We start from the raw sequence: 24,915 nt of genomic DNA on the forward strand, positions 1-24,915 counted from the left end.
TTATATTTTCGCCCCATGCTGCAATTGCTTCGCAAAATAGCGTTCCCGTTTTCTTTGGTTTATGCCCTAATCGTGCATTTGCGAAATTTTCTATACGATACTGGAGTTTTTCAATCCAAATCTTATAAAACGCCAACCCTTTGTGTGGGCAATTTAAGTGTTGGTGGGACGGGAAAAACCCCCATGATTGAATATCTGGTCAGGTTGTTGGATGGTCATACAATTGCTGTACTGAGTCGTGGGTATAAACGGCAATCCAAAGGATTTTTAATGGCCAATGCAAACAGTTCCGTGTTGGATTTGGGAGATGAACCCTATCAATTGCACAAAAAATTCCCTGAAATCACCGTGGCAGTTGATACCGACCGAAGGAACGGGATTGCCCAGTTGGAAGCCTTGGTGAAACCAGAAATTATCTTATTGGACGACGCATTTCAGCATAGAAGGGTAAGACCAGATTTTTCCATCCTGTTGACGGCCTACGGACATCTTTATACTGATGATTGGTACCTCCCTACGGGAAATCTGAGAGACAGTAAAAGAGAGGCAAGGCGGGCCAATATTATTATTGTTACCAAATGCCCTGAAGTATTTTCGGAAGAAGAACAAACATTGATTCTCCAAAAAATAAAACCGTTACCACATCAGAAAGTATTGTTTTCTAAATTGGAATACAACAATGTGCTTAAGGGCGAAGGGGTGGAACATTTTGAACTTTCAACAGTAAAAAAGAAGCATATGGCATTGGTTACGGGCATTGCCTCACCTGGACCGTTGGTACACCATTTAAAGTCCTTGGGATTGCAGTTTGAGCATTTTGAGTTTGGAGATCATCATAATTTCTCGGACAAGGAAATTGAGCAGTTCGGGAATCATGGGATGGTCTTGACCACGGAAAAGGACTATGTACGCTTAAAGGGCAGGGTAAAAAATTTGTTCTATTTGGAAGTTGCCCACAGCTTTGGCTCTGAAGACGGGATATACTTGGAACAAATCATTAAAAGTCTGATCTAAACCAAACCTTCCATTTTTCGTCTAAAGATATTTTCACCAATTTTTTGATAGAACACCTCGGGTTTAAAAGGTTTGGTGACCACGTCGTTGCAACCGGCTTTGTAAAAACTTTCCAGACTGTCATCCAAAGAGATTGCGGTCAGTGCAATGATGGGGATATCCGGATCAAACTTTCTGATCTGGCGTGTGGCCTCTTCACCACTGATGCCCGGCATGTGGATGTCCATTAGAATGCAGTCATAAGTGTTTGCCTTGGCCATGTCAATGGCCTCGTTACCATTATTGGCAATATCGCAGGTAATCTCTTTTTTGGTGAGCATTTTTTTGGTGATGACCTGGTTGATCTTGTTGTCTTCCACAATTAATACGTGGAGTCCCTTAAAGTCAAATTCTTCAGGATTTAGTTCAAAAGCAACTTCATCAATGGCTTTATCATCACATTTTAGGTCCATTTCAAAGAAGAAGGAACTTCCATGGCCCAATTCACTTTCCAATTGAATGGTGCTTCCAAAGAGACCAAGTAAGCTTTTTACTATGGTAAGTCCAAGTCCGGTGCCTCCATATTCCCTATTGATTTGGATGGAGCCCTGTTCAAAACTGTCAAAGATATTTTTCTGCTTATCTTCTGAAATTCCAATACCGCTATCCCTGACCTCAAAGTAAAGTTTTACTTGATCTTCCTCTTTTTTCAACAATTTGGCAATGACCTCCACTTTCCCATTTTTGGTGAACTTAAGGGCGTTCCCCACAAGATTCATGAAGATTTGTGATAACTTGATCGGGTCTCCAAGCAGGGTTTGGGGAATGTTGGGGTCATAATCCAAAATAAGCTTCGATTTGTTCTCGTTTGCATTTTGCTGTAAGGAATCCACAACATCGGTAAGCACTTTTTCCAATTTGAACTCAATGTTCAGGGGTTCCAGCTTATCAGCATCTATCTTGTTGATTTGAAGGATGTCGTTGATGAAATTCAACAAATATTCCCCTGAAAACTTCAATGATTTCAGGTGTTCTTTTTGGTGCTCTGCCGGATTTTCCTCCAGCAATAAGTGCGTGAGCCCGGTCACGGCATAAAGAGGTGTTCGAAGTTCGTGGGTAACCGTAGAGAGGAAATTGGTCTTTGCCTCCATGGCGGAAACCGCAGAATCCCTGGCCAACTCCAATTCTTTGTTCTTGGTATATAATAGGTCGTTGGTCTTGAGCTTGATTTGGTTGTTCCTAAAAAGCGATACTGCCAGTAAAGAGATGATGGTCAAAAATGCGGAGGTTAATATGGCAGTGATCTCCGAACGGTTCTTGGATTCGCTCAATTCCTCGTTTTTGGCTTGGAGCTTGTTTATTTCATTCATTTGGTGCTCAAACCGAATTTTGTCTGCGGTACTGGCATCCAGTTTGGCCTTTTCTATATTAAAAATGGAATCTTTGATGCTCTCTAGAGCTCTGTTGTAGGTCAGGGCTTCATTATATCGCCCCATAACCTCGTAAATGTTGGACAATTGTTCATTCGCTGCCCGTATTTCTTTGGAAAACCCATGCTTTTCTGCCAATTCCAGTGCAGCTTTTGAGTGCACAATCCCCTCTTCGGTATCATTCAGTTCCATACTGATTTTGGCCAATTGAAGGTTTGCTTTTGTAGCTAGATAAGCTCGTTCTTTATCGTCTGAGTTAACAATAAGGGCATGCAGGTTTTTTATGGCATCGTCATATTTTTCGATGTTCGTAAAAATATAGGCTTCCAGGAGAAGGATATTGTTGCTGAGATTCCTGTTGTTGCTCAGCATTCTGGATTCTTCCAAAGATTTTAGGGATTGAAAGTTATTGCCCTCCTCAAAACGCAGAGCGGCATCCAAATACAAATGAAAAGCTTGGCCATAGGAATAACTGATATCCTTTAGTAGAATGCTGGCTCGATCCCAATAAAAAATAGCGGTTTCCCTATCACCTTCTTCCAAAAATAAACGGGCATATTGGTGGTAGGTGTCCAGCAAAAGCTTTACATCCTCATTATTTTCGGCAATATTGGCGGCTTCATCCAAGGTTTCAAGGGCCTTGTCCAACTTATTTTGATGCCTGTATTCGGTGAATTCGTCAAAGATGGCCTGTACTTTGGCCGTGGAACTTATATCTTTTTGATTTTGACCATAGAAAGCTTGGGTGCACATTAACATGCACAGCAGAAACAGCGTCTTAGCGCCAATCCATTTGTGTAGTAAGTTCGAGGTCAAACGTATTCTTTCTTTATAAGCAAAGCTATTAAATCAATAATTCTGGAACAATATCCAGTTTCATTGTCATACCATCCGATAATCTTCACCATTTTTCCAATAACGGATGTCATCAAAGAATCAAACGTACAAGAATGATAACTATTGTTTATATCGATGGAAACAATGGGGTCTTCCGTATAATGAAGGATGTTTTTCAATCCATTTTCAGCATATCTCTTAAAGGTAGCATTTATTTCTTCAATGGAAGTCTCCTTTTTAACATTAAAAGTGATGTCGGTAAGGGAACCATTGGGCACGGGAACCCGAATGCCACATCCTCCAATGACATCTGATAAATCAGGAAAAATTTTTGTCAAGGCTTTGGCAGCTCCCGTTGTGGTTGGAATAATGGATTGCGCGGCCGCCCGAGATCTTCTCAGGTCGCGATGCGGGCCGTCATGCAGTCTTTGGTCCGAAGTGTAGGAATGCACCGTGGTAATATAGGCCTGTTCAATTCCACACAGTTCATTTACCACCTTAATCATGGGAGCCGCATTGTTGGTGGTACATGAAGCGTTTGAAATGATGTCGTCCTCATTGGATAGAATCCCTTCATTTACGCCCAAAACCACCATTTGTATGGATTCATCCTCTGGTGGCACGGAAAGAATCACTTTTTGGGCTCCATTTTTCAGGTGAAACTCCAAATCCTGTCTTTTCTTGAATTTTCCAGTGGACTCCACCACAAGGTCAACCCCATGAGCTTTCCAGTCGATGTCTTTGGGATGCTGATGATTAAGCACACTGACTTTTTCTCCATTTACAATAATGTAATTGCCATTAGAAACAACATCAGCAGGTAGTGAACCATGAATGCTGTCATATTTCAGGAGATGGGCCAGCGTTTTGGCATCGGCCACATCGTTAATGGCGGCCACAGTAATATTTGGATGGTCTTGTAGTAGTCTAAAAAGCGTCCTTCCAATTCGGCCAAAGCCATTAATGCCGATTACAATTTTTTTCATGATAAGGTGGGCAGGTCAGACGACCTACTGTATATGTTTATGGGCTTTGTAGGAAGAGCGAACCAGCGCACCACTTTCTACATGTCGAAACCCCATTTCCAATCCGATTTCCTCATATTTTTTGAACTGTTCCGGCAAAATGAACTGTTTTACAGGGAGGTGTTTTTTGGAAGGTTGGAGATATTGTCCAATGGTGACCACATCAACATCTACTTTTCTCAGGTCTTCCATGGTGGCAATGACCTCATCTTCTTCTTCACCCAAGCCCAACATGATTCCTGATTTGGTTCGGTTGGCCCCATTTTTTTTCAAATAGTTCAATACTTCCAAGCTTCGGTCGTATTTAGCCTGAATCCGAACTTCACGGGTAAGCCTTCTCACGGTTTCCATATTATGGGAAATCACTTCGGGTGCCACTTCCAAAATCCGGTCCAAATGGGATTCTATACCCTGAAAATCGGGTATAAGGGTTTCCATGGTGGTTTCCGGGTTCATTCTCCGAACCGCTTTTACCGTTTCGGCCCAGATAATGGAGCCCATATCCTTTAGGTCGTCCCTATCCACTGAAGTGAGGACGGCGTGTTTAATGTTCATGATCTTTATGGAACGTGCCACTTTTTCGGGTTCTGCCCAGTCCACACTCTCCGGCCGGCCCGTCTTTACACCACAGAAGCCGCAGGAACGGGTACAAACGTTTCCCAGAATCATAAAGGTAGCGGTGCCTTCGCCCCAGCACTCACCCATATTGGGGCAACTTCCCGAAGTACAGATGGTATGCAGGTCATACTTGTCCACCAGACCCCGCAACTGGGTGTATTTCTTTCCGGTGGGGAGCTTAACCCTGAGCCATTTTGGTTTTCCTTTTGGAGGATGTACGCTTTCCGCTACGCTTGTGCTCATACAACAAAATTTGGTTTACAAAGATACGAAACTGGGAAGGAAACTTATACCGTTGAAACGGCTCACTTTTTTTTGATGATTTCGGCCAAAAGCTTTTTGGCACGCAGGAGCTTTACCTTGATGTTGTTCACGGGTTCATTGAGTTCTTTGGCGATATCGGCATAGCTCAATTCATTGAAATACCTAAGGTTGATGACTTTTTGATAATGGGGCTTCAATTTTTTGATGTCCTGTAACAAATTGGCAAGATTCTGTTCTGTGATGAGCCTATCTTCAACTGTTGGGGTTTCATCGAGCACTTTTTTCACCTCGTCTCCTTTGGACTCCATTTCATCCAGAAAGCTTCGCTTTCTTTTACGGATGAGGTCCACATGCAAGTTTTTTGAAATTGTGATGAGCCAAGTTTTGAACTCGTAGGTGTCATCGTAAGTATCTATTTTGTCAAAAGCCCTGGAAAAGGTGCGGATGGTGATGTCCTCGGCATCGTTCTCATTTTTGGTCCGCAGTAACTGAAACCCATAAACATCGTTCCAAAAAGTGTCCAAAAGCGTGCTAAAGGCAATCTGATTGCCTTGTTTGGCCTTTTGAATGTTTTCCTTAATGGATTGTTCGGTTTTCTCCAAAAATGTGATTTTGCGGTACGGATTGCAAAAGGAGGGTTACTGAAGTTCCGGCATGCTGTCTCTTTTGCACTCTTGTTCATCCGGTTGCTTTCCGCAGAAACCACAAGCTTCCCCATCTTTGTTCAAGTAGGGGTTTTGGCTCGCACAAGTGCCAGCAAACTTTCCGTCTTTTTTACCCCAGATTTTAATGGCTATTCCGGCGAATGCCAATGCCAATAGACCTATGGTCAACAATGCTAACTTCATAATCCAACTTTTATGCAAAGGTATAAAATACCCATCTAAAGTCGGTCCCCTTCGGGAATACTTTCAGGCGAATGGCCTAATAGTTGATATTGGCCACGATATTTTCCACTGATGGGGAGGTGTTTCCACCTTCGGGCTCAATGGTAATATAGCTTACAGCCTTGTCTGCATAGGGTAGGGCAAGAAGTTTCCCTTTATCATCAAATTGTTTGATGACACCCAAGTTTACCAACTCGCCATTGACCTCAGCCCACATTTGAAAGCATTTGTTCTCCGGTAGTTGGGGCACATTGCTCACATTGATGTACGATAATTTTTTAACGGGGTTGATATAGGCGATGGCCTTGAGCTCTTTTCCTTCACGCTGGCCTTTCACCTGATATTTTCGGGTATCTGGATTGTTCAGGACGATAAACTGGTTCCGCATGTCTTCCAGTTGGTCCTTCATATTGTCTTCCAAATACTTGATTTTGTTATTGACCAAGGTGTTTTCTTCTTGAAGACTTTGGTTTTGGCTCCAAAAGAAATAGGATGACCCGGCAAAGATCATAATGGCCACACTTGCGGCAATCGCATATTTATAGAACCTCTTGAAGACGGCCTTTTCTTGTTTGGCACTGGAAATGATGATTTCCTTGAGGCCCTCAGGGGTTTTCTTGGCATACATCTTTGCAAAGGTCTCCAAATTGTCTTGAAGCTCATTATAGGCGTCCCTTACCTCGGGATACATGGCAATATACCGTTCTGCTTGAAGCGTTTCTTCTTTAGAAGCATCTCCAACCAAATATTTTTCAAGTATGTCCGAATCTAAAAATAATTTAACTTTTTCTTTCATGGCAATAAGTTTAGCAATAACAATAGTGTCATGGTTGTACCGTAAATCTTTCCAAGTTCCCGAAGACCAATCTTCAATCTAGATTTTATGGTCCCCAAGGGAATATCCAGTTCATCACTTGCCTCTTGCTGCGTCATTCCTTCAAAAAACAGAGCTTCGAGAACAATTCTGTACTTTTCCTCTATTTTGTGCAAGTTTTCCTGGACATCGAGATGTTCGGGACTTATTCCACTCACTCCTAGATTATATACGTCTGAAACGTCTATTTGGACTTCCTTGTCCGATTTATTATTTACACTTCTTAATTTATCGATGGCGGTGTTGCGGGTAATTCGGAACAACCAGGTGAAAAGTTTGGCCTTGGAAGCATCATACGTATCGGCTTTTTTCCAGATTTTGATGAAACTTTCCTGAAGCACATCTTGGGCCAAATCTTCATCTTTTACCACCTTATAGGCCACACCAAAGAGTGTATCCCCGTAGTTTTCATACAATAAGGATATGGCTTTATCGTCCTTTTCAGCCAGTAGTGAAACAATATGTCTCTCGATCAGTGTGCTCATTTAGGGTGCAATATGATAAAATTTTAAGGGGCTAAAATCTAAAATAGGATTTATATCGTATATAGAACAAAGCTAAGGTAGAAAAAGCTTTATTTGCCGGCTTGGAAATTGAAAAGAAAGAGCCTTGGAGCTCATACAACATAAATGATTTTGGTTAGTTTGGTTTGGTATAACCCCCGTTATTGTTTCAATGCGGGGGTTATTTTATGATATTCACTTCTGGTTGAATTTTGATCTTGAACTTTTCGGCCACTTCTTTCTGGATTTGTTGGGCCAATTTCCATATTTCCATTCCCGTTGCATTTCCATAATTCACCAAGACCAAGGCCTGTTTTTCATGCACGCCAGCGTCTCCGAATCGTTTTCCCTTGAATCCACATTGCTCAATGAGCCACCCTGCCGGGATTTTATACTGTTCCCCGTCCACTTCATAGGAAGGCGCCTCGGGATTTTTTTTGATGAATTTTGTGTATGCTTTCTGTGAAATAACGGGATTTTTAAAAAAACTTCCACTATTTCCCAGTTCTTTTGGATCGGGCAGTTTGCTCTGTCGAATAGCAATCACGGCGTTGGAAATATCCCTAATGGTTGGGTGTACAATTCCCTTTTCCTTGAGTTCTGATTCTATGGTGCCATATCCCGTATAAAGGGTATGGTTCTTTTTTGTCAATTTTAAGTTTACGGAAGTGATGATATATTTCCCCTTCGCCTCATTTTTAAAAATGGAATCGCGGTAGCCAAATTCGCAGGCATCATGGCCAAACGCCACTAGTTCACCGGTCTCAATTTCCATAGCGGAGCAACTCACAAAGACATCTTTCAATTCAACACCGTAGGCCCCAATATTTTGAATCGGTGCGGTTCCCACATTTCCAGGGATGAGCGATAGGTTTTCCAAACCGCCATACCCTTTGTCCAAGCTCCACAAAACCAGCTCATGCCAATTTTCACCCGCCATGACCTTGATTTCCACATCATCTTCATTTTCATCAACAACGCTAATGCCTTTTAGGTTGATGTGCATCACAAGGGCATCAATATCTTTGGTAAGTAACATATTGCTGCCGCCACTTATGATGAATTTCTTCGGATAAGCCTCCAGTTCCAGAATTTTCTGCAATTGTGCCAATCCAGTAATTTCCACAAAATACCGGGCCTTCACATCAATACCAAAGGTATTGTATTGCTTTAAGGATATGTTTTCATGCAGGTTCACTTAATGGTATTGTACAATGTTAAGGCCTTGCCCAGAATGTGTACGGCCTTTACAAGTTGGCTTTTTTTCAGCACATAGGCAATCCTGATCTGATTTTTTCCCAAACCAGGTGTGGCATAGAACCCAGCTGCCGGGGCCACCATCACGGTGCTGCCATCAATTTCAAAGCTTTCCAGAAGCCACTGGGCAAAATCATCGGCATCGTCAATGGGCAACTCCACCACACAGTAAAATGCTCCTTGGGGAACGGCCACTTTTACGCCATCCAGTTTTTGGAGTTCTGAAACCAAAATGTTCCTTCTGGCTACATATTCCTCAATAACATTGTCAAAATAAGATTGCGGGGTCTCCAAAGCCGCTTCGCTGGCTATTTGTGCAAAGGTTGGAGGCGATAATCGCGCTTGGGCGAACTTGAGTGCAGTTTGAATCACATCCTTGTTTTTGGACACCAAACACCCAATACGGGCGCCGCACATGCTATATCTTTTGGAAACCGAATCCACCACTATGGCATTGGCCTCAAGTCCATCTTCCTGTAAAATGGAGTAATGGTACTTGTTATCATAAGTGAACTCCCGATAAACTTCATCGGCAATCAGGAACAAGTCATGTTTTTTGACCAAAGTGGCCAATTGTTGGATTTCCTCTTTGCTATATAGGTATCCCGTTGGATTTCCAGGGTTACAGATAAGAATGGCCTTTGTTTTTGGGGTGATGAGCTTTTCAAAATCTGCAATAGGGGGAAGGGCAAAATTGTTTTCGATGGATGATGCAATGGGAACCACTTTCACCCCAGATGCCGTAGCAAACCCATTGTAATTGGCATAAAAGGGCTCAGGGATGATGATTTCATCGTCCGCATCCATAATAGTGCCCATGGCAAAAGAGAGTGCTTCGGACCCACCTGTGGTCACAATAATGTCCTTGGCCGTAACATGGATGTCCTTTTTGGCATAATAGTGGGCAATTTTCTCCCGATAGGCCTCAGAACCCTCCGTCATACTGTACGCCAACACCTCAATGTTGTGGTTCCTAACCGCATTCAATGCAACTTCAGGGGTTTTTATATCGGGTTGACCAATATTGAGATGAATAACATGGATTCCGCGCTTTTTAGCGTCTTCAGCATAAGGAACCAGTTTGCGGATGGGAGAAGCAGGCATTTGCCTCCCCTTGTTGGAAATACGTGGCATGTACAAATTTTAGGCAAAAATGGGAAAACCAACAGTTGAAAACAACACATTGCACTATTATTTATATCCTTTTAGGAATGTTAAATTAAGAACAGGGTCTTTGTTTATTTTGTACATTTAGTAGACATAACCACTTAGAAGCAAGTAAATTGAAAAAAAATTGGCCTTTTTTTGTGCTTCTTTTAATGTTGGCGCCCCTAATGGCTTCGGCGCAAGGATTCAAATTGCCCGAAGGCCAGAAATTCCAAAAAATAAAATTTGAGCTGATCAACAACATTATCATTATCCCGATCAATATCAACGGTACGGAGCTTAAGTTTGTGTTGGATTCCGGGGTGAGCAAGCCTATTCTTTTCAATCTTTCCGATCAAGATTCAATTCCGATCAACAATGTTTCTGAAGTTACCGTTAGGGGGCTGGGTGGCGGTGAGCCCATGAAGGCTTTGAGTTCATCTGGAAATGCATTCAAGTTGGGAAAAGCCAAAAACTATTCACAGGATTTGTATGTGGTTTTGGACAAAGGCATCAACTTTTCCACTTCCCTCGGCGTACCGGTACATGGTATTTTGGGCTATGAAATTTTTAGGGATTTTGTGGTAGAGATCAACTATAATTCCCAAAACATTAAACTTCACAACCCACGACTTTATGAACATAAACGGCACAGAAAATCACAAACATTGCCTTTGTCAGTGGAAAAGAGAAAGGCCTATGTGGAGGGAACGGTGCTGATGAAGGATTCCGAAAATATACCTGTCAAATTGTTGGTTGATACCGGCAGTAGCGATGCACTTTGGCTTTTCCATCAACCTGAAAAAGGGTTGGAAATCCCTGAAAAGAACTATGAGGACTATTTGGGGCGAGGTCTCAGTGGGGATATTTTTGGGAAGCGCACCAAAGTAAACGGTGTTAAAATTGGGGATTTTGAGCTCAAAGACGCCAAAGCTGCTTTTCCATATCGTGAATCTTTCGGATTTATAGAAAATTTGGGTGACCGAAACGGAAGTGTTGGTGGTGAGATTTTGAAACGGTTCAATATTACCTTCGATTACAGGGGAGGTCTGGTCACCCTAAAAAAGAATGGCAATTTTAGGACTCCTTTTCAATATAATTTAGCAGGAATAGACCTTCAGCACAATGGATTACGGTACATTGCCGAAAGTATTGCAGGTTTAGATGGGGTAGTACGGGAAGATAATAACTCCTCCTTTGGTAATGTGCAGATTCTCTTGGAAAACAAAACCCGTTTGAGTCTGGTTCCAGAGATTGTTGTTTCAGGTATCAGGGCAGGAAGTCCAGCCGCTGAGGCGGGATTGCGGGAAGGTGATGTAATATTGGCTGTGAACGGTAGAAGCATTCACCGCTATAAACTTCAGGAAGTCCTTAAAATGTTGAATGAAAAAGAAGGAAAGCGCATCAAAGTGCTCATAGAGCGCTATAACAAGGACCTATTGTTCACCTTTGTACTGAAAAAGGTCTTCGACGATGATTAAAAAGAAAAAGCCCTGAAATTTTCAGGGCTTCTTTATTCAAAATAATTTTCTTTCCACTTATTTGGCTCCTTCCGCCTTGACCGTTCCTTTTATCTTAAGAACCTTGGTAGGTGTATCGGCATTGGAAGTTACAGTGATGGCTTTTCTGATAGGGCCAACTCTGTTGGTGTCATATTTTACCTCAATCTGACCTGTTTTGCCTGGTAAAATAGGCTCTTCAGGTTTTTTGGGAATGGTGCATCCACAGCTAGATTTAACATTGCTGATGACCAAAGGGGCTGTTCCGGTATTGGTGAATTCAAATACCCGAACTCCATCACTGCCTTTGGCTATTTCACCATAGTCAATGGTTTCACTCTTAAACTCAATTTTAGCAGTCGTGTCTTGGGCGTAGATTCCTAGGGAAAGCAACCCAACAAACAACATAAGTACAGTTTTTTTCATTTTTTTGGTTTTTGGGTGAACTTCAAATGTAGATGTTTTATCACCTGCATCCAAAATTCTTTTGTTATGTAATAACGTTACTTATTTTTGTTTCGTATTTCTGGATTGGCCTATAGCCGAAGAATAGCATTAATTTAACATTACGCTTTCCTTTCAATAAACCAATCCGTATCCTTTAAACAAAAACTATACCGAAATAATGGAAATTCCATCAAAATATGAGCCCAATAGGGTGGAGGGGCAGTGGTATGCCTATTGGATGAAGCACAATTTTTTTAGCTCCAAACCCGATGACAGGGAACCCTACACCATAGTAATTCCCCCACCAAACGTAACCGGAGTGCTCCATATGGGGCACATGCTCAACAATACCATTCAAGATGTCCTTATCCGTAGGGCACGACTCTTGGGAAAGAATGCGTGTTGGGTACCTGGTATGGACCATGCTTCCATTGCCACGGAGGCCAAAGTGGTGGCCAAACTAAAGGAAGAGGGCATCAACAAGGCCAATCTTTCCCGTGAAGACTTTTTAAAACACGCTTGGGACTGGACCAATGAATATGGAGGCGTTATCCTTCAGCAATTGAAAAAGTTGGGCTGCTCTTGTGATTGGGACCGCACAAAATTTACCATGGATGACGATATGTCAGCCTCCGTGATCAAAGTTTTTGTGGATTTGTACAATAAAGGACTGATTTACAGGGGGTACAGAATGGTGAATTGGGACCCTGAGGCCAAAACCACCCTATCCGATGAGGAAGTAATTTATGAGGAACGGCAGGGAAACCTGTACTATTTATCCTATGCCATAGAAGGTTTGGATGAAAAAGTGATCATAGCTACCACCCGACCAGAGACCATTTTAGGAGATACTGCCATCTGCATTAATCCCAATGACGAACGTTACCGTCATTTGAAGGGAAAAAAGGCCATTGTTCCCATTTGTAACAGGGTAATTCCTATCATTGAGGATGAATATGTGGATATTGAGTTTGGTACGGGCTGCTTAAAAGTGACTCCTGCCCATGATGAAAATGATAAAAACCTTGGGGATAAACACCATTTGGATGTTGTTGACATCTTCAATGAGGATGCAACGCTAAATTCCTTTGGGCTACATTATGAGGGGAAGGACCGCTTTGTGGTGCGGAAAGAGATCTCAAAAGAATTGGAGGAAAAGGGCTTTTTGGTGAAAACGGAACAGCATTTGAACAAAGTAGGTACTTCGGAACGCACGAAAGCCGTGATAGAACCCAGATTGTCTGACCAGTGGTTCTTAAAAATGGAAGAAATGGCCAAGCCGGCCCTTGAAGGCGTTCTTAAAACTGGGGATATTAAATTATACCCTTCAAAATTCGATAATACCTACCGTCATTGGATGGAAAATATCCGGGATTGGAACATTTCCCGGCAATTATGGTGGGGACAGCAGATTCCTGCCTATTATTATGGAGATGGCGAGGATGATTTTGTAGTGGCTGAAACTCTGGAAGAGGCCTTAAAATTGGCACAATCCAGGAATCCCAATATCCAAGCCTCCGACCTGCGCCAAGACCCTGATGTGCTGGATACTTGGTTCTCTTCTTGGTTATGGCCAATCAGTGTTTTTGGGGGAATTTTAGAACCTGACAATGAGGAGGTAAGCTACTATTACCCAACGAATGATTTGGTTACGGGACCTGACATCCTGTTCTTTTGGGTAGCTCGAATGATTATGGCCGGATATGAATACCGCGATGAAAAACCATTTCATAATGTGTATTTAACGGGTTTGGTTAGGGACAAGCAACGCCGAAAAATGTCCAAATCGTTGGGGAATTCTCCGGATGCCCTAAAATTGATAGAGGATTTTGGTGCAGATGGTGTTCGTGTGGGACTTTTGTTGAGTTCGGCAGCAGGCAACGACCTTTTGTTCGATGAAGCACTCTGTCAGCAAGGGGCCAACTTTGCCAATAAGATTTGGAATGCTTTCCGTTTGATTAAAGGGTGGGAGGTTGCAGCTATTCCACAACCCAAAGCAGCAAAAAAGGGAATTGAATGGTATACCTCCAAATTGAATCAGACTTTGGCTGAGATTGATGACCACTTTTCAAAATATCGAATTTCCGATGCCTTGATGTCCATTTACAAGTTGGTATGGGACGATTTCTGTTCGTGGTTGTTGGAAATTGTTAAGCCGGCCTATCAGCAGCCCATTGACCAAACCACCTTTGATGCGGTTATCCAGCTGTTTGAGGAAAACCTGAAACTGTTGCACCCTTTTATGCCCTTCTTAACCGAAGAGGTTTGGCAGCACATAACGGAGCGAACCCCAGAAAATGCGTTGATTGTTTCCAATTGGCCCAAAGCGGGACAGGCTAACAAATCACTGATTTCCGATTTTGATTTTGCTGCTGAGGTGATTTCAGGAGTGCGAACCATCCGAAAAGAAAAGAACATTCCACAGAAAGAAACCTTGAAACTTTTTATGCTGAATGCTGAAAAAGTAGGTAGTCAAATGGATGCCATCATTACGAAGTTGGCCAATCTATCCAAATTGGAAACAGTGGATTCCAGCTTGGATGGGGCATTGAGTTTTAGGGTAAAGAGCAACGAATACTTTATTCCCATAAGCGGGGCCATCGATGTGGAGGAGGAAATCCAAAAAATTACGGAAGAGCTCAAGTACACCAAAGGCTTTTTAAAATCGGTGCAGAAAAAATTGAGCAACGAGCGTTTTGTGAACAACGCCCCAGAGCAAGTAGTGAAGATGGAACGAAAGAAAGCCGCCGATGCCGTGGCCAAGATAGAGACCTTGGAGAAAAGCTTGGCAAGTTTGCAATAGATTTCCTTGGTCTTTTTGTTGATTGACCCTTGGGTTTTGTCAATTGGAGTTGTTTGTATATTCTTCTTTTTTATATATTTAAGAATATGGAAACCTACGCCACGGCTTTGTTGTATGCTACCCCTTTTTTTCTGGGGTTGGTTCTTTTTGAAATAGCGTATGGCCATTTTGTCAAGAACCAGAAACACAACATTATGGATACGGTGAGCAGCCTTAGCTCCGGGCTCACCAATGTGGTAAAAGATTCATTGGGGCTTGTGGTCATTTTGGTATCCTACCCCTTTTTGTTGGAGCATTTGGCCCTTACCGAAATCAAGGCCACTTGGTTGGTATGGGTGGTTGCCTTCATTGCATTGGATTTTGCAGGGTATTGGAATCATCGGTTGAGTCACCATGTCAACTTTTTCTGGAACCAACACGTAATCCACCACAGCAGTGAGGAATTTAATTTGGCTTGTGCCTTACGGCAACCCATTTCCAATCTTTTGGGGTATTTTGCGCTTTTGCTCATTCCGGCAGCACTTTTGGGTGTTCCCCACCAAGTCATTGCTGTTTTGGCACCCATCCACTTATTTGCCCAGTTCTGGTACCATACCCAGCATATTGGGAAGATGGGTTGGTTGGAATATGTTATTGTGACGCCCTCACAGCATCGCGTTCATCATGCCATCAATGCGGAATATATTGATAAGAATTTAGGGCAGATTTTTTGTGTTTGGGACCGAATGTTCGGTACGTTCCAAGAAGAATTGGATGAAGTACCGCCTCAATACGGTGTATTGAAACCGGCACAAACCTGGAATCCCATCGTTATCAATTTTCAGCATATATGGCGATTGATAAAAGATGCCTGGCGAACAAATAGTTATTGGGACAAACTCAGAATTTGGTTTATGCCCACAGGTTGGCGCCCAGCCGATGTGAAGGAAAAATATCCTGTGCAGATTATTGAAGATGTCTATAATTTTAAAAAATACATGCCTGAATCTTCTAAAGCATTGAAAGGGTATTCCATTTTTCAATTGGTGGTCACCACAGCCATGATGCTATTTATGTTCTACAGCTATTCAGAAATTGGTGTCAGTGGACTGTTATTGTTTGGCGCCTTTGTCTTTTTGGGTGTGTACGGGTATACCACCTTAATGGATAGAGCCAAATATGCGGCTTGGATTGAAATTTTAAGGGGAATGGCCGGTTTGGTATTGATTTTTATGACAGATGACTGGTTTGGGTTGAATGCCTACTGGTCCATAGGCGTTTATTTTGTGGCACTCTACTTTGTCATCACCATTTTTGGAGGCATCTATTTTACCTATTATGAAAAATCCTTCGCAACGCCCAAATTGGTGTCCTAAAGATTTCTCACCTCAGAATTGACCAAGTCAATATATTTTTTCATAGCCTCCTTAACGCTAATATTCTTTGCTTGGAACAAAGCGTTCGCCTTGAAAGCATTTATAAGTGGAGTTCTGCTCCCAGGATTTTCATAGTTCTTGTTGGCAATCTTAAAGTAGGCGTAGAGTTTCAGTAAAAGATCGGCAGGAAGCGGCTCGGTATACCCATTTACAAAGGCCACCGCATCATTAAACTGCTTATGTAGTTCTTCGTCAATCATCATCATCTTTTCTAAAAGAAGCGATACATGTTTTGGCGCCTGTTACTTTTTGGCCCAATTTAACGGTAATATTACAGTTTAGGGGCAACAATAAATCCACCCGGGACCCAAATTTAATGAACCCTGCATCTTGGCCTTGGGTCACTTGCTCACCCTCTTCGGCATAATTTACAATTCGCCGTGCCATGGCCCCAGCTATTTGCCGATAGCCTATTTCACCAAATTTTGGGGTGTGCAGCACCACTGTGGTTCGTTCATTTTCCGTGCTCGACTTGGGGTGCCAAGCCACTAAATATTTACCGGGATGGTATTGTGAATAGGTTACGGTGCCACTGGCTGGGTAACGGGTAACATGTACATTTACGGGCGACATGAATATGGATACTTGCCGACGCCTGTCCTTAAAATACTCAGGCTCGTCCACTTCTTCAATAACCACCACTTTTCCATCCACAGGAGCCAAAATCTCATCAAAATTTGGGGTAACCAATCTTCTGGGGTTCCTGAAGAACTGTAAAATAGCAATGAGAAGCACAAAAGCGGCAATCTGTACCGCAAACCGAATCCATTCCACCTCAATATAGAACTGTGCAGCAAGAATGGCTGCCACCACAATAAAAAAAGTGAAGATGATTATTTTTTGCCCCTCTTTATGAAACATACGAAAATAGATTAAGTACTAAATAGGCGAATGGTGCAGCAAAAACCAAACTGTCCAATCGGTCCCAGATTCCACCATGTCCCGGTAAAATTGCCCCACTGTCTTTTACACCCGCCATTCGTTTGAATTTGGATTCCAATAAATCCCCCAAACTACCTGCTATCACTATTACAGTGGCCAATATCATCCATTCCGTTAAGGATAATCTGGTTTCATAGCACGACATGATGTATGCGCTCGCCAATGCAAAAATAAGACCTCCCAAAGAACCTTCAATGGTTTTTTTTGGAGAAACTTCAGGATATAATTTTGTTCGGCCCAAAGTTCGGCCCACCAAATAGGCAAAGGTATCGTTGACCCAAATAAGGATAAATATGCCCATGATGAGAAATTGGGCAAAATTATCTTCTTTATAGGGAATCATGGTCAAGAAAATAAATCCACCACCAATATAAAAGACGGCAATCACAAACTTTTGAAAGTCCGTAAACTTTTTGGGCCTTTTGGAAAATAGGAACATGAGCAAAGCCAAATCCACCGTTAGGGTAAGAAGCATTAAAATAGTGACCACCGTGTCTTCCTGCACTAAATAGATGAAAATCCACCAAAGTGTCAAATAGGCGGCAAAAATGTAATATCCCTTTAAGCGGACAATCCGCTTAAACTCGTAAAGGCATGCCAGGCCAAAGGCCATAAACAGAAAATCGAAGGCGTCCGAGCTTAAAAAAACAGACCCCAAAAGAAGCACCACATAGATGACCCCTGTAATGGAGCGCCTAAGAATTTCTTTCATGTAATCAATAATCTTCTAAGAGTAAAAGATATACATTTTTTGAAGCACTTCCGTAGGAAAGGAAATCATCTTTGTTTTCCGGTGTAGGTTGAAAGTGTTTTAGAGTGGTAATATTATTGGGTATATTTTTCTGATAACGTTCCTTTATAATTTTTAAAGCCTCGCTGATTGAATCCACCAATTGGCTTGTTGTGGCAAAGACAATAAGGTTTGAAGGGAGTTCATTCAACTTTTTTTCCTTGATTTGGTTGGAGCATACTAAAATGGAGCCATTATGGGCCACCAAGTGCTCGCAAGTGGTAAAGAAAATATCGCTTTCTTGCCTGTTATGGGTAAACTCTATTTTTTCTGAGGCAAACCGTGTTTCCAACTGCGGGTTCATGGAGTAGAAGAGATGATTTTGCCAATCATTCTCTGAAATAATGTTCTTTAGAGCTTCGGACACTTCAGAGAAGTCCTCACAATAAATAAACTTGCCGCCATTTTTTTTAAAGTAGATGGTAAACTTTTCATCCACGGGAATTTTTAAATCTGGCATGTGCTCTCCACGGGTTTCCAAAGTTTCCTTAGAAACCTTTTTTCCTCCTCCAAAAAGCTTGCTAAAAACTCCCATTTATGGTATCAAGTACTTTTTATCAATGTCAAATTAAAACTCTTTTAATTGAACCTGAATCTTATTTTGCTGTTTCCAATTCTTCTTTCTCGAATGGTCTTCTGCCAAAAATCTTTTCCAAATCGTCCTTAAAGATAACTTCTTTTTCCAAGAGTCTTTCGGCAAGTTCCGTAAGCTTGTCCTTATTGTCGGCCAATAATTTTATGGCACGTTGGTACTGGGCCTCGATCATCTTGGATATTTCCAAGTCTATTTTTTGGGCGGTTTCCTCGCTGTACGGCTTGGTGAAACCGTATTCGTTCTGTCCAGAGGAATCGTAATAGGTAATATTCCCCAGTGTTTCATTAAGACCATAAATGGTGACCATGGCCCTGGCCTGTTTGGTCACTTTTTCCAAGTCGCTCAATGCTCCTGTGGAAATTTTATCGAACATAACCTTTTCAGCAGCCCTTCCTCCCATAGTGGCACACATTTCATCCAACATTTGCTCGGGGCGTACAATCAAACGTTCTTCAGGAAGGTACCATGCAGCTCCCAAGGATTGTCCTCGGGGCACAATGGTCACTTTCACCAAAGGAGCGGCGTGTTCCAACATCCAGCTTACCGTGGCATGGCCCGCCTCATGGTAGGCAATGGTCTTTTTCTCTTCTGGGGTAATAATTTTGTTCTTCTTTTCCAATCCACCCACAATTCGATCCACCGCATCCAAGAAATCTTGCTTGGTAACCGCTTTTTTCTCTTTTCGTGCAGCGATAAGGGCGGCCTCGTTGCAGACATTGGCAATATCAGCCCCAGAGAATCCAGGGGTTTGTTTGGCCAAAAAGTCCAAATCCAAGGTCTCTGCGGTTTTGATGGGCCGCAAGTGCACCTCAAAAATTTCTTTTCTTTCCCTAAGATCGGGAAGGTCTACATAAATCTGACGGTCAAATCGTCCGGCACGCATCAAGGCCTTGTCCAAAACATCGGCTCGGTTGGTGGCTGCCAATACAATTACGTTGGTATTGGTTCCGAAACCGTCCATTTCGGTCAATAATTGGTTCAATGTATTTTCACGTTCGTCATTGGAACCGGTGAAGTTGTTTTTACCCCTGGCCCGACCAATAGCGTCAATCTCATCGATAAAAATAATAGCGGGTGATTTGTCCTTGGCTTGTTTGAAAAGATCTCGAACCCGAGATGCACCTACACCCACAAACATTTCCACAAAGTCAGAACCTGACAGTGAGAAAAAGGGCACTTTGGCTTCTCCTGCCACGGCCTTGGCCAACAGGGTCTTACCTGTTCCTGGAGGGCCTACCAACAAGGCTCCTTTAGGAATTTTACCTCCTAGTGAAGTATACTTGTCAGGATTTTTAAGGAACTCCACAATTTCTTGGACCTCTTCTTTGGCACCTTCCAATCCGGCCACATCTTTAAATGAGGTTCGGGTGTCTGTTTTTTCGTCAAAAAGCTTGGCTTTTGATTTTCCAATATTGAAAATCTGACCACCGGCACCACCACCGGCACCGCCTGACATTCTTCGCATCAGGTAAATCCATATGCCTATGATCAGGGCAAATGGGAGCAGGGAGAGCAATAGTTCACCCAATACATTGGATTCCGTATCAAACTCAATGATGGTATCCAGGTTGTTCTCCTTTTTTATCTCGGTAATTTCGTTTTGAAATATCTGTAGGTCACCATAGTCCAGGACATATTGGGGCACCAAACTTGTGGATGGAAGCAATGGTTTTTCGGCCACTCCTTTGTGCACATCCTTTTTTAGGGCCTCATCGGTTAAAAAGACCTTGGCCTGGCGCGTATTGGTAATGATGATTATTTTGTCAATATCACCGTTGCGCAAGAACTCCTGAAGTTCTGAAGTTGTAGTCTTTTCAGTATTTGTAAAGGTACTGCCTCCAAAGAATTGGAAACCGATAATTAAAGCGATTACCACACCATATATCCACCACGAACTAAAACGCGGTTTCTTAGGGGGGGTATTTGGATTATTCTCTTTTGCCATTTTTTTAAGAATTGTAGCTGCTCTCCACCATGGTTACTTTGGCATCTCCCCAAAGTCCCTCTATGTCGTAGAATTCCCTGATGTGTTTTTGAAATACATGTACAACAACGTTAACATAATCCATCAAGACCCATTCTGCGTTCTCAGAACCCTCAATGTGCCAAGGCTTATCATGTATGGCCTTGCTCACGGTCTTTTGAATGGAGGAGACAATTGCGTTTACATGCGTGTTGGAAGTACCATTACAGATTATGAAGTAGTCGCAAACAGTATTTTCGATTTCCCTAAGATCAAGTAGATTTATGTCCACTCCTTTAACCTCTTCAATCCCATGTAAAATTAAGGCAATCAGTTCATCTGCGCTAGCTTTCGTTTTCTGCATCCAAAAATTTTAGTTTTTACAAAGTTATATTTTTTTTGCTTTCTTAGCCCTAGATTTTAACATATCATAAAGGCATACCACATTGGGAAAGCTACCACAAATAATCAAACTTGATGCCACGGACTCCACAAATCTGTATTTAAAAGATCTTTTACGGGACAAAAATGTTTTGAACAACACCGTGGTGGTGGCCAAAAAGCAGTTGAAGGGACGGGGCCAAATGGGATCTACTTGGGAATCTGAAGATGGTAAAAATCTAACATTCAGTATTTTAAAAAAGTTTAATGCATTGCATGCCACCCATCAATTCAATTTAAACATTTGCGTTTCCTTGGCTGTTTCCGATGTGCTCCAAGAACTTTCCATACCCAATGTCAGTGTAAAATGGCCCAACGACATTATGTCAGGCCCACAAAAAATATGTGGCATATTAATAGAAAATATCATGAAAGGGCAGTGGGTACAACATTCCATTATAGGGATTGGACTTAATGTGAACCAAACTTCCTTTGAAAATTTGGACAAAGCAGGCTCATTGGCTTCCGTAACTGACCGTATTTTTGATTTGGATGCGCTTTTGGATAAGATTCTGGCAAAATTGGAATATCGTTTTCAAGGGATTGAGGGAAAAACAGTTACCCAACTTTTGCCTTCCTATGAACGCCTTTTGTTTAGAAAGGACAAACCCTCCACCTTTACGGATGCCCACGGCGAAATGTTTATGGGGTTTATCCGAAAAATATCCAGTTCGGGCAAATTGGTTTTGGAACTGGAAGACCAAATTTTTAAAGAGTTCGACCTGAAAGAAGTCTCCCTACTTTATTGACCCATCTTACCCATATTGGCAGAAAGTGTCTCCATGAAATTGGTGATCGGGGACTTGATCATCATGGCCATCATGGCATTGAACTCACCTTCAAAACTCAGTGCAACTTCACTTTCGTTTTCACCCAATGCTGTAATATTGCCCGTTAAGGTAAATGGAAGTTTATCGCTGGCCGCACCCAAAACCACTTTTTCATGCGGAATCTGTTCTTTGAGCCGTAAGGTAATTTCCGGCATGCCCTTTAGGGCAAACTTGAACGTTTTATCATCCAAAACCTCAAATTTGTCAATATTGGCAGGCATTAGGGTTTCAAAATTTTTGATATCGGTCAGAAACTCAAAAACCTCCTTATCGCTTTTGGCTACTTTCTTTTTAGGTACTTCAATGTGCATGTTTGAAGGATTATTTCCATTGCTGTGGGTTGGATTTCCACTGCAAAAGGGTTTTTAATTGTGATTCTTTGATGTAATGGGTTTCAGAAGCCTGCTCAATCAGGTGCTCATAGTCCGAAAGGGTATGCAGTTCCACTTCTTCTTTCTCAAAATTGGTGGTTGCCACGGGAAATCCATAGGTAAAGATGGCCAACATGCCTTTTACATTGGCACCACTATCTTTCAAGGCCCGAACGGCATTGAGACTACTTTTTCCGGTACTGATGAGGTCTTCAATGACCACAACGCTTTGACCCGATTCCAAACTGCCTTCAATCTGGTTCTGTCTTCCGTGGGATTTGGGTTCGGGTCGCACATAAATAAATGGCAATCCTAGTGCTTCGGCCACCAAAATACCAATTCCAATGGCTCCTGTGGCCACTCCGGCAATGACATCGGGTTTGCCATACAGATTTTCTACCTGTTTGGCCATTTCTTCTCTGACAAAATTTCGGATTTCCGGGTAGGAGAGCATTATCCTGTTATCGCAATAAATTGGGGATTTCCATCCCGAAGCCCATGTAAATGGATTTTCGGGTTCCAACTTAATTGCATTAATTTGTAAAAGCAGCTCTGCTGTTTTTTTAGCAATTCCCTTATCTAAAACCATTGCGCAAATGTATGAAGTTTTTGTTAATGAATCTCCACTGATTTTAACAAACAAGCGCCCAAAAGAGTCCAATGGAAACCTCTTTTCCTTAGAGGGTGATTCTGTCATAGAAGTCATAGAATTGTTGGCAAAAGGAAAACTGGACAAAGCTTATTTCTATCATCCAGATATTTTAAAATTGCTGAAAATGTTTAGGCACAAATTGCCTGTTGTGGTTGCCGGTGGCGGTTTTGTGACCAACAAAAAAGGGAAGGTGCTCTTTATTTATAGAAACAAAAAATGGGATCTTCCCAAAGGGAAGGTTGACAAAGGGGAATCCATAGAGGATGCGGCCATTCGTGAAGTTGAGGAAGAGACGGGGGTAACTGGTTTGGTCATAGAGAAATTCTTGCGGACAACCTACCATATTTTTAAGCGAGGAGGGGAGTACCAATTAAAGGAGGTGCACTGGTTTGCCATGTCCACAAACTACAAAGGTAAATTGGTTGGTGACAATTCTGAAGGGATTAAAAAGGTTAAATGGAAAGGTCCCAAAAAAACGGCAAAGGCCCTAAAAAAATCCTACCATAACATTAAAGTGCTGTTCGAGGATAACCCCACCAAACCTATTGTCTAGGCAAGATACCGGCAGCTTCACTGTTCTTGGCAATACGGTACACTGGGTAGTTAAGATAAGCATCCTCCAAATACTTGGACTGATGGAAGAGCCAATCCAATTGGGCATACCAGTTTTCGGCAAATTGTTGGTCCAGTTCTTTTTTGAGCATAAAATTCTGGTGAAGCACGGAATCCTTTTGAAGCATTTCCAAGGCAATGTCCTCAAAGACATAGGGTGAAAATCCTTCTTTTTGTTGAAGCACGGTATCAAAAAAATTCCAATTGAAGAAGGAATCCACGCCATGGGGTTCCAAGGTTTCCAAAATATATCGAATCCCTGTTTGCTGAGCGGGAATTATAACGTCACCAGCTCTAAAGTGCACTTTTTTGGTATGCTTTTCAACCTGGGTATCGTAGTGGAGGTAATGTCCTTCGTACGGCATATTTCTGGTTTGGTAGTCAGAAATCTTATAGGCTTCAATAGTGAGCGTGGTGTCTTTTTCCAGCTTAAAATAATTGATTTTGTTGGCATCCAATCTATCAATGACCTTCTGCCATCCCTGTTTCAGAATGTAGGCTGCAGGAACACTAACCGTATCTGCAGGATAAAAATAGTTGTGGTACACAGTTTCTTTGGTAAAAGGTTTGTCCCGGTCATACTTTAATCGAGGCAATCCAGTGATTTCACTCTGCAGGCGATCCGCTTCAAATCCTTTAAAATTGAGGGTGGAGCTCTGGGTGGTGTCTACCTGCCAATTAAAATAATATTCAGAACGGGTTGGGTTGGTCTCCAAGGCTTCCTTGCGAAGGGATTTTACGGTGTCATGGTCTTTTTCAACAACATTGATCAAACTTTCCATAAGCTGGTAGGTGCCCTCCACCCGTTGCTTGTAAGGTTTTAACATGTGGGTCTCCACCATCAGTCCCAAAGTGTTCCATAAGGTGGTGTAGCCCGTGGAATATCTTGGGTGGTCCATGAACTGATTGAACCCAAATTCCGGTGGCACATTGAACACATTCACGTATGGAGTGATGTCCCAGTCCTTTTCTGCCAAGGAGTTTTCAAGACTGGGCATAAGTTCTTCATGGAGAAATGAGCCCAATTTTCCACCCAATTTATTGTGCTGCGTAAATAAATGGGTCAAGGTGTACTGGTAATCTGCTCCGTTGCTCACGTGGTTGTCTATAAACACGTCGGGTTTTACCAAGTGGAATATTTCTGCAAAACTCTTTGCGTTCTGGGTATCCATTTTAATGAAATCCCTATTGAGGTCGTAATTTTGGGCATTGCCTCTAAACCCGTATTCCAGAGGTCCATTCTGGTTGGCCCGGGTGGTTGAATTTCTATTGAGTGCCCCACCAATATTGTAAATGGGAATGGTGACCAAGACGGTTTTTTCGGGAGATTGCAATTTTTCCGTTGCCAAATCCCGGTATAGTAACATGGTAGCATCAATACCATCACTTTCTCCTGGGTGGATGCCATTATTGATCAAGATGATGGACTTTTCCTTTCTAACATTTTCAAAATTAAAATCACCATCGGGATTAAAAGTCACCAAGTGCAAGGGGTATCCGCTATCTGTTTTGCCTATGGTACGGATGTTGATCTCCGGAAAATCCCGTGCCAAATTTATATAGAAGGCAATGGTTTCCTCATAGGTTGGGGTTTCCATACCATTGGACGTCTCGAAAAAGGTTTGATACGAAGCCACTTTATCCTCTGTTTTTGTTTCACAGGATACAAGCAGCAACACAATGGCGACAAAGAATAGGTGTTTCAAGATAATAAAAGCTCT

Annotated in this window: 25 protein-coding genes; 6 read left to right on the plus strand and 19 right to left on the minus strand. The window is 42.2% G+C overall.

The window, feature by feature from the left end; genetic code table 11:
• The first annotated feature begins 15 nt into the window (after positions 1–15).
• A complete protein-coding gene (gene lpxK / locus FG28_RS11670; RefSeq protein WP_036383030.1) occupies positions 16–1,014 on the plus strand; it encodes a tetraacyldisaccharide 4'-kinase in 999 nt (332 codons plus the stop codon).
• Here the strand turns inward: lpxK and FG28_RS11675 are convergent.
• The 9 genes from FG28_RS11675 to FG28_RS11715 all read right to left on the minus strand — a co-directional run bounded on the left by FG28_RS11675 (position 1,011) and on the right by FG28_RS11715 (position 9,822).
• Positions 1,011–3,239, minus strand: a complete 2,229-nt coding sequence (locus FG28_RS11675; protein ID WP_156102270.1) for a response regulator — start codon at positions 3,237–3,239, stop codon at positions 1,011–1,013. The two genes, lpxK and FG28_RS11675, sit on opposite strands and share 4 nt — an antisense overlap.
• Positions 3,236–4,246: a type I glyceraldehyde-3-phosphate dehydrogenase gene (gap, locus tag FG28_RS11680; protein WP_036383032.1), complete on the minus strand. Its 1,011-nt coding sequence runs from the start codon at positions 4,244–4,246 to the stop codon at positions 3,236–3,238. Before gap ends, FG28_RS11675 begins: the two co-directional genes overlap by 4 nt.
• Before the next feature lie 24 nt (positions 4,247–4,270).
• Positions 4,271–5,146, minus strand: coding sequence for a lipoyl synthase (lipA, locus tag FG28_RS11685; RefSeq protein ID WP_036383035.1), 876 nt, complete (start codon positions 5,144–5,146; stop codon positions 4,271–4,273).
• Between the two features lie 62 nt (positions 5,147–5,208).
• Positions 5,209–5,769, minus strand: a complete 561-nt coding sequence (locus FG28_RS11690) for an RNA polymerase sigma factor (protein ID WP_036383037.1) — start codon at positions 5,767–5,769, stop codon at positions 5,209–5,211.
• Between the two features lie 36 nt (positions 5,770–5,805).
• Positions 5,806–6,015, minus strand: coding sequence for a hypothetical protein (locus FG28_RS11695; protein ID WP_036383038.1), 210 nt, complete (start codon positions 6,013–6,015; stop codon positions 5,806–5,808).
• 76 nt (positions 6,016–6,091) lie between these two features.
• Complete coding sequence (locus tag FG28_RS11700; protein ID WP_036383040.1) at positions 6,092–6,850, minus strand: anti-sigma factor; 759 nt, start codon at positions 6,848–6,850, stop codon at positions 6,092–6,094.
• Positions 6,847–7,413, minus strand: a complete 567-nt coding sequence (locus tag FG28_RS11705) for an RNA polymerase sigma factor (protein ID WP_036383041.1) — start codon at positions 7,411–7,413, stop codon at positions 6,847–6,849. The genes FG28_RS11700 and FG28_RS11705 overlap by 4 nt, the downstream gene beginning before the upstream one ends.
• 199 nt (positions 7,414–7,612) lie before the next feature.
• A complete protein-coding gene (murB, locus tag FG28_RS11710; RefSeq protein WP_036383042.1) occupies positions 7,613–8,629 on the minus strand; it encodes a UDP-N-acetylmuramate dehydrogenase in 1,017 nt (338 codons plus the stop codon).
• Positions 8,626–9,822 (minus strand): pyridoxal phosphate-dependent aminotransferase, encoded by a 1,197-nt coding sequence (locus tag FG28_RS11715; protein WP_036383043.1) that lies wholly within the window; start codon positions 9,820–9,822, stop codon positions 8,626–8,628. Before FG28_RS11715 ends, murB begins: the two co-directional genes overlap by 4 nt.
• Before the next feature lie 149 nt (positions 9,823–9,971).
• Between FG28_RS11715 and FG28_RS11720 the strand changes: the two genes are divergently transcribed.
• Positions 9,972–11,315, plus strand: a complete 1,344-nt coding sequence (locus FG28_RS11720) for an aspartyl protease family protein (RefSeq protein WP_316930861.1) — start codon at positions 9,972–9,974, stop codon at positions 11,313–11,315.
• A 57-nt stretch (positions 11,316–11,372) separates the two neighbouring features.
• Here FG28_RS11720 and FG28_RS11725 read toward each other — a convergent pair whose 3' ends face one another.
• Positions 11,373–11,759, minus strand: a complete 387-nt coding sequence (locus tag FG28_RS11725) for a DUF1573 domain-containing protein (RefSeq protein WP_036386519.1) — start codon at positions 11,757–11,759, stop codon at positions 11,373–11,375.
• A gap of 199 nt (positions 11,760–11,958) precedes the next feature.
• On the opposite strand from FG28_RS11725, the gene FG28_RS11730 reads away from it, so the two are divergent.
• Together FG28_RS11730 and FG28_RS11735 are read left to right on the plus strand one after the other, a co-directional pair.
• On the plus strand, positions 11,959–14,583 hold the full coding sequence (locus FG28_RS11730; RefSeq protein ID WP_036383046.1) for a valine--tRNA ligase: 2,625 nt from the start codon (positions 11,959–11,961) through the stop codon (positions 14,581–14,583).
• Between the two features lie 86 nt (positions 14,584–14,669).
• The gene (locus tag FG28_RS11735; RefSeq protein WP_036383049.1) at positions 14,670–15,938 is read left to right on the plus strand and encodes a sterol desaturase family protein; all 1,269 of its coding nucleotides are present in this window, start codon (positions 14,670–14,672) and stop codon (positions 15,936–15,938) included.
• On the opposite strand, the gene FG28_RS11740 is transcribed toward FG28_RS11735, so the two are convergent.
• The 6 genes from FG28_RS11740 to rsfS all read right to left on the minus strand — a co-directional run bounded on the left by FG28_RS11740 (position 15,935) and on the right by rsfS (position 20,652).
• The gene (locus FG28_RS11740) at positions 15,935–16,198 is read right to left on the minus strand and encodes an acyl-CoA-binding protein (RefSeq protein WP_036383051.1); all 264 of its coding nucleotides are present in this window, start codon (positions 16,196–16,198) and stop codon (positions 15,935–15,937) included. The genes FG28_RS11735 and FG28_RS11740 overlap by 4 nt on opposite strands.
• On the minus strand, positions 16,191–16,859 hold the full coding sequence (locus tag FG28_RS11745; RefSeq protein WP_036383053.1) for a phosphatidylserine decarboxylase family protein: 669 nt from the start codon (positions 16,857–16,859) through the stop codon (positions 16,191–16,193). Before FG28_RS11745 ends, FG28_RS11740 begins: the two co-directional genes overlap by 8 nt.
• Positions 16,849–17,652, minus strand: coding sequence for a phosphatidate cytidylyltransferase (locus FG28_RS11750; RefSeq protein ID WP_036383055.1), 804 nt, complete (start codon positions 17,650–17,652; stop codon positions 16,849–16,851). The genes FG28_RS11745 and FG28_RS11750 overlap by 11 nt, the downstream gene beginning before the upstream one ends.
• A 4-nt stretch (positions 17,653–17,656) precedes the next feature.
• Entirely contained in the window at positions 17,657–18,265 is a 609-nt protein-coding gene (locus FG28_RS11755; protein WP_036383057.1) for an LUD domain-containing protein, read from the minus strand.
• 61 nt (positions 18,266–18,326) lie between these two features.
• Positions 18,327–20,270 (minus strand): ATP-dependent zinc metalloprotease FtsH, encoded by a 1,944-nt coding sequence (ftsH, locus tag FG28_RS11760; protein ID WP_036383059.1) that lies wholly within the window; start codon positions 20,268–20,270, stop codon positions 18,327–18,329.
• Positions 20,271–20,274: 4 nt separating this feature from the next.
• Positions 20,275–20,652, minus strand: coding sequence for a ribosome silencing factor (gene rsfS, locus FG28_RS11765; protein ID WP_036383061.1), 378 nt, complete (start codon positions 20,650–20,652; stop codon positions 20,275–20,277).
• Between the two features lie 82 nt (positions 20,653–20,734).
• Here rsfS and FG28_RS11770 point away from each other — a divergent pair, with 82 nt between their 5' ends.
• Positions 20,735–21,478 carry a biotin--[acetyl-CoA-carboxylase] ligase gene (locus tag FG28_RS11770; protein WP_036383064.1) on the plus strand — a complete coding sequence of 248 codons (744 nt, stop codon included), beginning with the start codon at positions 20,735–20,737 and terminating at the stop codon, positions 21,476–21,478.
• On the opposite strand, the gene FG28_RS11775 is transcribed toward FG28_RS11770, so the two are convergent.
• Together FG28_RS11775 and pyrE are read right to left on the minus strand one after the other, a co-directional pair.
• Positions 21,472–21,870, minus strand: a complete 399-nt coding sequence (locus FG28_RS11775) for an orotate phosphoribosyltransferase (protein WP_036383067.1) — start codon at positions 21,868–21,870, stop codon at positions 21,472–21,474. The two genes, FG28_RS11770 and FG28_RS11775, sit on opposite strands and share 7 nt — an antisense overlap.
• A 10-nt stretch (positions 21,871–21,880) precedes the next feature.
• Positions 21,881–22,519, minus strand: a complete 639-nt coding sequence (gene pyrE / locus FG28_RS11780; protein WP_036383069.1) for an orotate phosphoribosyltransferase — start codon at positions 22,517–22,519, stop codon at positions 21,881–21,883.
• Positions 22,520–22,526: 7 nt separating this feature from the next.
• Between pyrE and FG28_RS11785 the strand changes: the two genes are divergently transcribed.
• On the plus strand, positions 22,527–23,135 hold the full coding sequence (locus FG28_RS11785; protein ID WP_036383071.1) for an NUDIX hydrolase: 609 nt from the start codon (positions 22,527–22,529) through the stop codon (positions 23,133–23,135).
• Here the strand turns inward: FG28_RS11785 and FG28_RS11790 are convergent.
• Entirely contained in the window at positions 23,125–24,900 is a 1,776-nt protein-coding gene (locus tag FG28_RS11790) for a M14 family metallopeptidase (RefSeq protein ID WP_036383073.1), read from the minus strand. The two genes, FG28_RS11785 and FG28_RS11790, sit on opposite strands and share 11 nt — an antisense overlap.
• Positions 24,901–24,915 lie beyond the last annotated feature (15 nt).

It is taken from the genome of Muricauda sp. MAR_2010_75, assembly GCF_000745185.1.
Classification (GTDB): domain Bacteria; phylum Bacteroidota; class Bacteroidia; order Flavobacteriales; family Flavobacteriaceae; genus Flagellimonas.

Excerpts from the sequence above, each read along its gene's own strand:
- FG28_RS11725 (WP_036386519.1), bottom strand. The coding sequence starts at position 11,759 with ATGAAAAAAACTGTACTTATGTTGTTTGTTGGGTTGCTTTCCCTAGGA.
- FG28_RS11705 (WP_036383041.1), bottom strand. The coding sequence starts at position 7,413 with ATGAGCACACTGATCGAGAGACATATTGTTTCACTACTGGCTGAAAAG.
- pyrE (WP_036383069.1), bottom strand. The coding sequence starts at position 22,519 with ATGGTTTTAGATAAGGGAATTGCTAAAAAAACAGCAGAGCTGCTTTTA.
- rsfS (WP_036383061.1), bottom strand. The coding sequence starts at position 20,652 with ATGCAGAAAACGAAAGCTAGCGCAGATGAACTGATTGCCTTAATTTTA.
- FG28_RS11715 (WP_036383043.1), bottom strand. The coding sequence starts at position 9,822 with ATGCCACGTATTTCCAACAAGGGGAGGCAAATGCCTGCTTCTCCCATC.
- ftsH (WP_036383059.1), bottom strand. The coding sequence starts at position 20,270 with ATGGCAAAAGAGAATAATCCAAATACCCCCCCTAAGAAACCGCGTTTT.
- FG28_RS11700 (WP_036383040.1), bottom strand. The coding sequence starts at position 6,850 with ATGAAAGAAAAAGTTAAATTATTTTTAGATTCGGACATACTTGAAAAA.
- FG28_RS11755 (WP_036383057.1), bottom strand. The coding sequence starts at position 18,265 with ATGGGAGTTTTTAGCAAGCTTTTTGGAGGAGGAAAAAAGGTTTCTAAG.
- FG28_RS11695 (WP_036383038.1), bottom strand. The coding sequence starts at position 6,015 with ATGAAGTTAGCATTGTTGACCATAGGTCTATTGGCATTGGCATTCGCC.
- FG28_RS11785 (WP_036383071.1), top strand. The coding sequence starts at position 22,527 with ATGTATGAAGTTTTTGTTAATGAATCTCCACTGATTTTAACAAACAAG.
- lpxK (WP_036383030.1), top strand. The coding sequence starts at position 16 with ATGCTGCAATTGCTTCGCAAAATAGCGTTCCCGTTTTCTTTGGTTTAT.
- FG28_RS11750 (WP_036383055.1), bottom strand. The coding sequence starts at position 17,652 with ATGAAAGAAATTCTTAGGCGCTCCATTACAGGGGTCATCTATGTGGTG.
- FG28_RS11730 (WP_036383046.1), top strand. The coding sequence starts at position 11,959 with ATGGAAATTCCATCAAAATATGAGCCCAATAGGGTGGAGGGGCAGTGG.
- FG28_RS11775 (WP_036383067.1), bottom strand. The coding sequence starts at position 21,870 with ATGCACATTGAAGTACCTAAAAAGAAAGTAGCCAAAAGCGATAAGGAG.
- FG28_RS11735 (WP_036383049.1), top strand. The coding sequence starts at position 14,670 with ATGGAAACCTACGCCACGGCTTTGTTGTATGCTACCCCTTTTTTTCTG.
- FG28_RS11745 (WP_036383053.1), bottom strand. The coding sequence starts at position 16,859 with ATGTTTCATAAAGAGGGGCAAAAAATAATCATCTTCACTTTTTTTATT.
- gap (WP_036383032.1), bottom strand. The coding sequence starts at position 4,246 with ATGAAAAAAATTGTAATCGGCATTAATGGCTTTGGCCGAATTGGAAGG.
- lipA (WP_036383035.1), bottom strand. The coding sequence starts at position 5,146 with ATGAGCACAAGCGTAGCGGAAAGCGTACATCCTCCAAAAGGAAAACCA.
- FG28_RS11740 (WP_036383051.1), bottom strand. The coding sequence starts at position 16,198 with ATGATTGACGAAGAACTACATAAGCAGTTTAATGATGCGGTGGCCTTT.